Annotated in this window: 7 protein-coding genes; 4 read left to right on the forward strand and 3 right to left on the reverse strand. The window is 58.0% G+C overall.

Annotation, left to right across the window (positions count from 1 at the left end):
- Positions 1 to 75 precede the first annotated feature (75 nt).
- The 3 genes from CJ255_RS20135 to CJ255_RS20145 all read right to left on the reverse strand — a co-directional run bounded on the left by CJ255_RS20135 (position 76) and on the right by CJ255_RS20145 (position 4034).
- Positions 76 to 1329 (reverse strand): ABC transporter permease, encoded by a 1254-nt coding sequence (locus tag CJ255_RS20135; RefSeq protein ID WP_097645876.1) that lies wholly within the window; start codon positions 1327 to 1329, stop codon positions 76 to 78.
- 81 nt (positions 1330 to 1410) lie between these two features.
- Complete coding sequence (locus CJ255_RS20140) at positions 1411 to 2130, reverse strand: ABC transporter ATP-binding protein (protein ID WP_097645877.1); 720 nt, start codon at positions 2128 to 2130, stop codon at positions 1411 to 1413.
- Positions 2131 to 2255: 125 nt separating this feature from the next.
- Positions 2256 to 4034, reverse strand: coding sequence for an efflux RND transporter periplasmic adaptor subunit (locus CJ255_RS20145; protein WP_097645878.1), 1779 nt, complete (start codon positions 4032 to 4034; stop codon positions 2256 to 2258).
- 561 nt (positions 4035 to 4595) lie between these two features.
- On the opposite strand from CJ255_RS20145, the gene CJ255_RS23800 reads away from it, so the two are divergent.
- From CJ255_RS23800 to glk, 4 genes are all read left to right on the forward strand, one after another.
- Positions 4596 to 4847 carry a hypothetical protein gene (locus tag CJ255_RS23800; protein ID WP_165774843.1) on the forward strand — a complete coding sequence of 84 codons (252 nt, stop codon included), beginning with the start codon at positions 4596 to 4598 and terminating at the stop codon, positions 4845 to 4847.
- Entirely contained in the window at positions 4844 to 5173 is a 330-nt protein-coding gene (locus tag CJ255_RS20155; RefSeq protein ID WP_097645880.1) for a hypothetical protein, read from the forward strand. The genes CJ255_RS23800 and CJ255_RS20155 overlap by 4 nt, the downstream gene beginning before the upstream one ends.
- A 73-nt stretch (positions 5174 to 5246) precedes the next feature.
- On the forward strand, positions 5247 to 6215 hold the full coding sequence (locus CJ255_RS20160) for a DUF2515 family protein (RefSeq protein ID WP_097645881.1): 969 nt from the start codon (positions 5247 to 5249) through the stop codon (positions 6213 to 6215).
- A gap of 323 nt (positions 6216 to 6538) precedes the next feature.
- A complete protein-coding gene (glk, locus tag CJ255_RS20165; protein ID WP_097645882.1) occupies positions 6539 to 7522 on the forward strand; it encodes a glucokinase in 984 nt (327 codons plus the stop codon).
- Positions 7523 to 7815 lie beyond the last annotated feature (293 nt).

Raw genomic sequence — 7815 nt, forward strand, 5'->3', positions numbered from 1 at the left:
TGCAATCTGCAATCTGCAATCTGCAATCTGCAATCTGCAATCTGCAATCTGCAATCTGCAATCTGCAATCTGCAATCACTCCGTCCGCAGAGCCTCAATCGGGTTGAGCCGCGAGGCTTGTAGCGCCGGGAAGAAGCCAAAGGCCAGCCCAATGGCGGCAGCAATGCCGGTTGCCAAGAGGACGTTGGCGAGGCTCACGGAGGCAGCCGCCCCTTCAGTAGCGAAGAGGTTGATCAGGATGAAGGTGCCCACAAAGGAGAGCAGGTAGCCCAACAGAATGCCGAGGATCCCGCCGATCATGCAGAGCACCAGCGCCTCGATCAAAAATTGGAGCAGAATGTCGCGCCGCCGCGCTCCTACCGCTTTGCGTAGGCCGATTTCGCGGGTGCGCTCGGTGACGCTCACCAGCATAATGTTCATAATCCCGATCCCGCCTACAATCAGCGAGATGCCCGCCACGAGCCCTAAAAAGGCGTTGAAGCCGCCAATCACTACATTGAATTGTGCCGCGATCTGTTCGGGGTTAATGATCGAAAAATCGTTGTCTTGGTAGGTGAGCCGGTGTTCCTCGCGGAGTACCAGGGTCACTTGGCGAATCGCTTCGTCTATTTCGGGCACACTGCGTGCCTTGACGGTCATGATGCCTACGTTGACCTGATCGTTCACCTGGTTGCGAAAGAGGCGGGCGAGGCCACTCTGGTAGGGCACAAAGATCGCTTCGGCAGGATCGGTACCGATGCTGAAGGAGCCCTCTTCGGTGGCGAGGACGCCAATCACGGTGAAGCCGACCCCGTTGAGGCTGATGCGCTGGCCCACTGCGGTGCCCATGCCGCCATAGAGCCGCTCGGCGACACTGCGCCCAATCACGGCGACCCGCGCCCGCTCACGATTCTCCTCTTCGCTGAAGAGGCGTCCCGCCGCAAGCTCTTGGGGTGTCACCGCAAACCATGAGGGTGAAACCGCACGCACATCATAGCTGCCACGCTGGCTGGCCCCAATCGCCTGCACGCGCCCATTCCACTCGATGGCCACATTCTCGACCGCCGGGGCGCGTCCGGGTTGCAGCAGGGCATTGCCGTCACTGGCCGTGAGTCGCGCCGCATTGACTACATCGAGGCGGTTGCTATCAATGAAGGGCGCAACATAGAAATTTCCCGCCCCAAGTTGGGCAAATTGGCTATTGAGGAAATTCTGAAAGCCGTTGCCCATGGCCAGCATGCCAATCACCGCGCCCACACCGATGATAATGCCAAGCATGGTGAGTGCAGCACGCAACTTGTTGCTGAAGAGCGCCGTGAAGGCGATGCGGATGGATTCGATAATATTCATAGTTGAGATACGAGGATGCGGAGAGGCGAGGATGCGGAGCGGTAGCGCAATCCCGCATCCCGCATCCCGCATCTCGCATCCCTAAACCTGCTGCTCTGCACCAGCAATAATGCGCTCCTGCACCGGCTCATCGTTGGCAATCACGCCATCACGCACACTGATGATCCGCTCGGCATGGTGAGCTACGTCGTGTTCGTGGGTGACAAGAATCACGGTGATGCCCTGCTCGTGGTTGAGGCGCTGGAAGATCGCCATGATCTCTTCACCAGTACGCGAGTCGAGCGCCCCCGTTGGCTCGTCGGCCATAATGATGCGCGGCTCGTTGACGAGCGCCCGCGCAATCGCCACACGCTGCTGTTGGCCCCCCGAAAGTTCATTGGGTTTGTGGTGCGAACGGTCAAGCATGCCCACCGCCGCCAACGCCGCCTTGGCACGCTCATGCCGGTTACCCCCTTTGCCCCCATAGAGCATCGGTAACTCCACGTTCCGTAGCGCACTTGTGCGTTGCAGCAGCATATACTGCTGGAAAACAAAACCAATCTTCTGATTGCGAATTGCCGCCAATTCATCATCGCTCAACTCGGCAACATCCACGCCATCCAAAAGGTATTCACCGCTGCTTGGCTGATCAAGACAGCCAATAATATTCATCAGGGTACTCTTGCCACTCCCCGACGGCCCCATAATGGCGACCATCTCGCCCTGCTTGATCGTAAGCGTCACCCCTTGGAGCGCATGGACTTCCACATCGCCCATGGTGTAGACTTTGGTGAGATCTTTGACGACAATGAGGTGATTCATGAATTTATGTCTGTATGAATATGAGGAACAGAAGAACATATGAACAGAAGAACAGAGGAACAGACTGTTCTCTGTTCATATGTTCTCTGTTCATATGTTCTCTGTTCTCTGTTCTGCCGTTCTGCTCACTGCGGTGGCCCGGCTGGGTTAAAGGTTGTCACAACATCTTGCATCAGCACCGCTTCGCCCGCAGTGAGGCCGCTAATGATTTCGACAAACTCGCTGCTGCTGAGGCCCAATTGCACCGGACGACGCTCACCGGGGGTGGTGGCGTTGGCTTGCGGGGTTGCACGCGGCACCAGCACATAGCTCTGCCCGCCATCGGCCCGCACCGCCCGCCGAGGTACGAGGACAACGTCCTCCTTCTCTTCGGTAATAATCGCAACCACGGCGGTCATACCAGCCCGTACCCCCGGACTATCTTCGTCAAGGGTGACCGTCACCTCATAGGTGGTTGTACCGGCATCGCTGCGCGTAGCTTGGGGCGCAATGTTGGTGACGGTGCCACTGATGATTGCACTGGGCAGGGCGTCTATCTCAATCTCGGCGCGCTGCCCCAAATGCACTTGGGCAATGTCCAACTCATCAATCGGCAGATCAACATGGTAGCTACTCAGGTCTACGAGCGCAATCGAAGCACTCGCATCGGCAGGCTCACCGACGCGCATATTCACGCGGGCGATGGTGGCCGCAAAGGGTGCCCGCAGTGTCCCCAGTTCCAGATCGCGCTGGGCGCTGCGCAGGGCCACTTCGGCCCGCGCCACCGCAGCCTCGCGAGCGGTAATCGTGCTCGTAGCCGGATCGGCGAGGATACGCTCAAGGCCAGCCTGAGCAATCTCGATACTCGACTGCTGCGTGGCCAACTCGCTGCGCCGTTGGTTGCCAGTCAGTTGATCCAGCGTGGCTTGTGCCCGCTCAACCGCCGCCCGCGCATTGGCAACATCCTCCGGCTCCGACCCACGCACCACGCGATCCAGCGCAGCCTGAGCACTCGCCAGTTCCGCCTCGCGTGCTTGGAGCGAATTGATCTCATCCTGACGCGCCTGCTCATAGGCGAGTTGTGCATTGCTCAAGGCGGTCTCAGCATCAGTGACATTGCGTTGCGCCGCGACCTCCTGATCGAGCCGTTCCTGGGGCAACTCATCGCGCACCCGCTCAAGCTCCCGGTTATCCCAATAGATGCGGCTAAACTCATCTTGGGCATTGCGGAGCGCATTGGCCCGCGTCTCAACATCATTGCGGGCACGCTCCTTCGCGGCACTCAGGTTCACGCGGGCATTCTCCAGATTAACGCGCGCACTCTGCACCCGCTCCTCGGCACTTGCGAGATCAGCCGTAGCCGGGCCAGCCTGCAAGCGTGCCAAACGCGCTTGGGCGCTCTCCAATTCAGCGCGGGCCGCCGCAATATTGGCCGGGGTCACACTCGCCGCCGCCTGGCTATACTGACGGCGGGCCTGCTCAACGCGGGCCTGCGCCTCAGCCACCTCAGCTTGGCTTGCGCCCGCCAGTAAGCCCTCCAGATCGGCTTGGGCCTGACGCAGATCAGCCTCAGCCTGCTCAATGCGCAACTCTAAAGCACTTATGTCAATTCGCGCCAAGGGCTGACCAGCAGTAACCTCATCACCCGGGCGCACGAGAAGCTCCGCAATGGTACCACTAACCTCAAAGCGCAGGTTAGCCTCAGCCAGCGGCTCAATATTACCCGTTGCCCCTACACTAGCCGAAATACTCCCACTGATCGCCTCGACCTGTAGCCACCCATCAGGTAGCGCCCCGGGCGTCGCCTCACGCGGCGTCAACGCTTGCAACGCCACCATCACCAGGATTCCCAAGAGTACCACCCCGGCAATGATCATCATCCAGCGACGACCAGCACGAGGGCGTTTGCGCGACGTTGTAGCCATACGGTTGCCTTTGCAGAACAGGAGAACAGGAGAACAGGGGAACAGGGGAACAGGAGAACAGCAGAACAGGAGAACAGAGAACAGCCGAACAGCCGAACAGCCGAACAGCCGAACAGAGAACAGCCGAACAGAGAACAGCCGAACAGCAGAGCAAGAAAGGGACTGTTCCTCTGTTCCTTTGTTCCTCTGTTCCTCTGTTCCTCTGTTCCTCTGTTCCTCTTCTTAGAAGATACGCTAGAATACATCAAGATGTTGCAGGAGAACAGGAGAACAGGAGAACAGGAGAACAGAGAACAGAGAACAGAGAACAGAGAACAGAGAACAGAGAACAGGAGAACAGCAGAACAGAGAACAGAGAACAGCAGAACAGCAGAACAGAGAACAGCAGAACAGCAGAACAGAGAAGGGACTGTTCTTCTGTTCCTCTGTTCCTTTGTTCCTCTGTTCTTCTGTTCCTCTGTTCTGCTGTTCCTCCGTTCCTCTGTTCTGCTGTTCCTCCGTTCCTTTGTTCTTCTGTTCCTCCGTTCCTCCGTTCCTTCGTTCTCTTGTAAAATATATGCTATGATACTCACATCTAGCGAAATAATCGCGCAGCTTGAGCAGCGTTTAGCTGAACAGATCAGTGCCGCAGCGTTGGCCGAGTGGGCGTTCGCCACCTTCTATGCGATTGAGCAGGGTGAACTGACGGTCATGGAGGCGGAAGCCGCACACATCGCCGAGGCGCTTGACGCTCTGATGTTTGCAGACGACGCACGCTTCGCGCTCGACGAGGCCGGTTTGCGACAGTTGCTCGCCCGGCTCCAGAGTCCATGAAAATTCGGCAACATCCCCGGATCAATGGTATTTTGATCGGCGACGAAGTCTATTCACACCCCCACAAACTTTTTGCGCGCGTGGCCGACGTCTTCCCGGCGGCGGTCTGCGTTCGAATTGGGGTACTCTCGGTGGATAATCCAATGGAAATTATCCTAGCCCCCCAGCTTTGGCGTGCCGATGACATCGAGAATCTCTCGGTCTGTCGCTACTGTGGAAGCCGTGAGCAGATTCGGACGGTCAGTGATACCGGTATTCCCTTCCGTGTCTGTACCGCCTGTAGCCCGTTGACATCCGAAGAGTTGCTTGATGAGGCAAAGGGGTAATGCCAAAGTTCGATAGCCGATAGCCGAAAAATGCAGCGGAAAAGATTCCAAATTCGATAGCGGAGAAGATTCCATGTACACCCGCGAAGAGTGGCATGCTCAACTTGAGCGTCAACTTAGTCAACGCACGACCCGTATTGCGCGCAATCAGGGCATTACGCAATGCTATGCCCGTTGGTATCTACAAGAGCCGTGGCTCTTCAAGTGGGCAGGAATGGCGGCCTTTGCTTCGGCACAGGTGGGCATTGCCCTCGCTGCGGCGGAGGTGCTAGACGCGCCCCATGGTTTGGTACGCCCTCTCGCAGAACAGCAGCCCACTGAAGGGAGTGTCGTGCAGTTTGGTATGGCCGCCTATGGCCAGGCGCTCAATCTGCTCTTTACCGTGCCCCTGTTGCTCCACGATGCGACGGCGCGCCCCCTGCTGCTCAATGACCTCGAGTTGATCCGTGAGGCCAATAATGCTATCTTCGCTGATGTGGGCTGGGCCCACTTGGCCTACCTCAACGGCGGTCTGAAGGCGGTTGAAGCCGCCATTGGCTCAGACCAGCAGGCTATCCTTGAAGCCTTCCGCATGCTCGATGAGGGTGCCCACCTGATGTGTGACCCCGCGAACCATGAGCAGGCAACGGCACTCATTCGCCGCGCCGCAACCACGATGCTCCACCGCGAACAGATGGTTATTCTGCCGCCCTTTATGGATCGGATGTCCAACCAAGGCAAACTACTTGCTTCGTTTGGCTCTTGGCTCGACTTTGAGGGTACGCCGGCCCTGATTGGCCAGCCTTCCTTCAATGGCTATTTCGGCCCCCTGGCGCTCGTCAGTGGCCAACGCAGCGTCTGCAATGCCGAAGATCGCTGGAGTTGGATTGAACATGATCTGCTGCCCCGTTGGGCCACATTGGACAGCAACTATAGCGAACGCTCCGTCATCCATCGCCGCCTCGTCGCCCTCGCCAATGCTCAACCCAACCTTGTGCAAATGGTTGCCTCCATGATCCATCGCCTCTATCCCACGCTTGCGCTGCGTACACCCGCACGTTAACAGTTCGTGGGCGGACGGAAAAAGTGTACGTTGCCCCGCAAGAATCGCATTGCAACGCTAAGAATCTTGATGCCTTGAACTGGCGTTGGAGTGCCGGCTTCAGCCGGCTAACGCCGGAAAGTCTATGAACTGGCGTTGGAGTGCCGGCTTCAGCCGGCTAACGCCGGAAAGTCTATGAACTGGCGTTGGAGTGCCGGCTTCAGCCGGCTAACGCCGGAAAGTCTATGAACTGGCGTTGGAGTGCCGGCTTCAGCCGGCTAACGCCGGCACTCCAACGCGCGCCCACTAGCTTTTCAGACAGCCTCTAAACTTAGGACCACTCCATGATCCTTGCCGGAGACATCGGCGGCACCAAGACCAACCTTGCACTCTTTGAGCGCAAGACTGGCCCCCATGCACCGCTGGCTGAACAGAGTTTTGTCAGTGTCCAGTACTCTGGCCTCGAGGCGATGGTGCAGGCGTTCTGTGCTCGCTATTCCCAGCCGATTGAGGCGGCATGTTTTGGTGTAGCCGGGCCAGTGGTACACGGACGCGCTACGATTACCAATTTGCCCTGGGTGATTGCCGCTGAACCTCTGGTTGGGGCGCTTGCAGGCGCTCAGGTGACTTTGATCAACGATCTGCAAGCAATTGCCCAGGCAGTGCCCTACCTTGAGGCCACTGATGTGGCTACGCTCAACTCCGGTGAAGCCCTGGAGGGTGGCGCAATTGCCGTGATTGCCCCTGGCACCGGCTTGGGTGAAGCCTTCCTCACTTGGGATCAGGGGCGCTACCGTGCCCATCCCTCCGAGGGCGGCCACTCCTCCTTTGCGCCTACGACAAAAACGGAAGCAGGGCTGCTGAGCTATCTGCTAGAAGCCCACCACCATGTAAGCTATGAGCGGGTCTGTTCGGGCATGGGTATCCCCAATATCTATGCCTACTTCCGCGAGCGGGTCTTTAAGCACGAAAGCCCACAGATCGCCGAACGTCTCGCGCAGGTCAGTGATCCAACCCCGGTGATTGTGGCCGGTGCCCTTGATGGAGCTATGCCCTGCCCCCTTTGTGTCGCCACGCTCGACTGCTTCATTGGTATTTTGGGCAGCGAGATTGGCAACTTGGCCATGAAGGTCATGGCGACAGGCGGGGTCTATTTGGGGGGTGGAATTCCGCCCCGGCTCTTGCCTCAACTACGCCAGCCGCCGCTCCTTGAGGCGATGCGTAACAAGGGGCGCTTCCGTGGGCTCATGGAACGCATCCCGCTCCATGTCATCCTCAACCCCAAAACGGCTCTCTATGGTGCCGCAGCGTATGCCATGATGGAATGATACCGATAACCGATAGCCGATAGCCGATAGCCGATAGCCGATAGCCGAACCGTTTGTGCCATTAGGTAGTGCCGACTTTAGGGAAGCGGATGTTGTTGATTGCCCCGTTGCTTGGCCACCCTGAGCAAAGGTTCGTAGGAACATTCCTGTTTGCGCCGTAGGTAGTGCCGACGTTAGTCGGCTCCCATCGCTGCCAAAGACCTCAGCCGACTAACGTCGGCACTACGATGCCTGCGAATATGTGCTATTCAGCATGACAGGCTGCTGGGGTACCTAACAATTTCTGCTTCCCT

Source organism: Candidatus Viridilinea mediisalina (genome assembly GCF_002532535.1).
GTDB classification, from domain to species: Bacteria; Chloroflexota; Chloroflexia; order Chloroflexales; family Chloroflexaceae; genus Viridilinea; species Viridilinea mediisalina.

Bases quoted from the DNA above. Each gene is read 5' to 3' on its own strand.
- CJ255_RS20160 (WP_097645881.1), top strand. From the start codon at position 5,247: ATGTACACCCGCGAAGAGTGGCATGCTCAACTTGAGCGTCAACTTAGT.
- CJ255_RS20155 (WP_097645880.1), top strand. From the start codon at position 4,844: ATGAAAATTCGGCAACATCCCCGGATCAATGGTATTTTGATCGGCGAC.
- CJ255_RS23800 (WP_165774843.1), top strand. From the start codon at position 4,596: ATGATACTCACATCTAGCGAAATAATCGCGCAGCTTGAGCAGCGTTTA.
- CJ255_RS20140 (WP_097645877.1), bottom strand. From the start codon at position 2,130: ATGAATCACCTCATTGTCGTCAAAGATCTCACCAAAGTCTACACCATG.
- glk (WP_097645882.1), top strand. From the start codon at position 6,539: ATGATCCTTGCCGGAGACATCGGCGGCACCAAGACCAACCTTGCACTC.
- CJ255_RS20135 (WP_097645876.1), bottom strand. From the start codon at position 1,329: ATGAATATTATCGAATCCATCCGCATCGCCTTCACGGCGCTCTTCAGC.
- CJ255_RS20145 (WP_097645878.1), bottom strand. From the start codon at position 4,034: ATGGCTACAACGTCGCGCAAACGCCCTCGTGCTGGTCGTCGCTGGATG.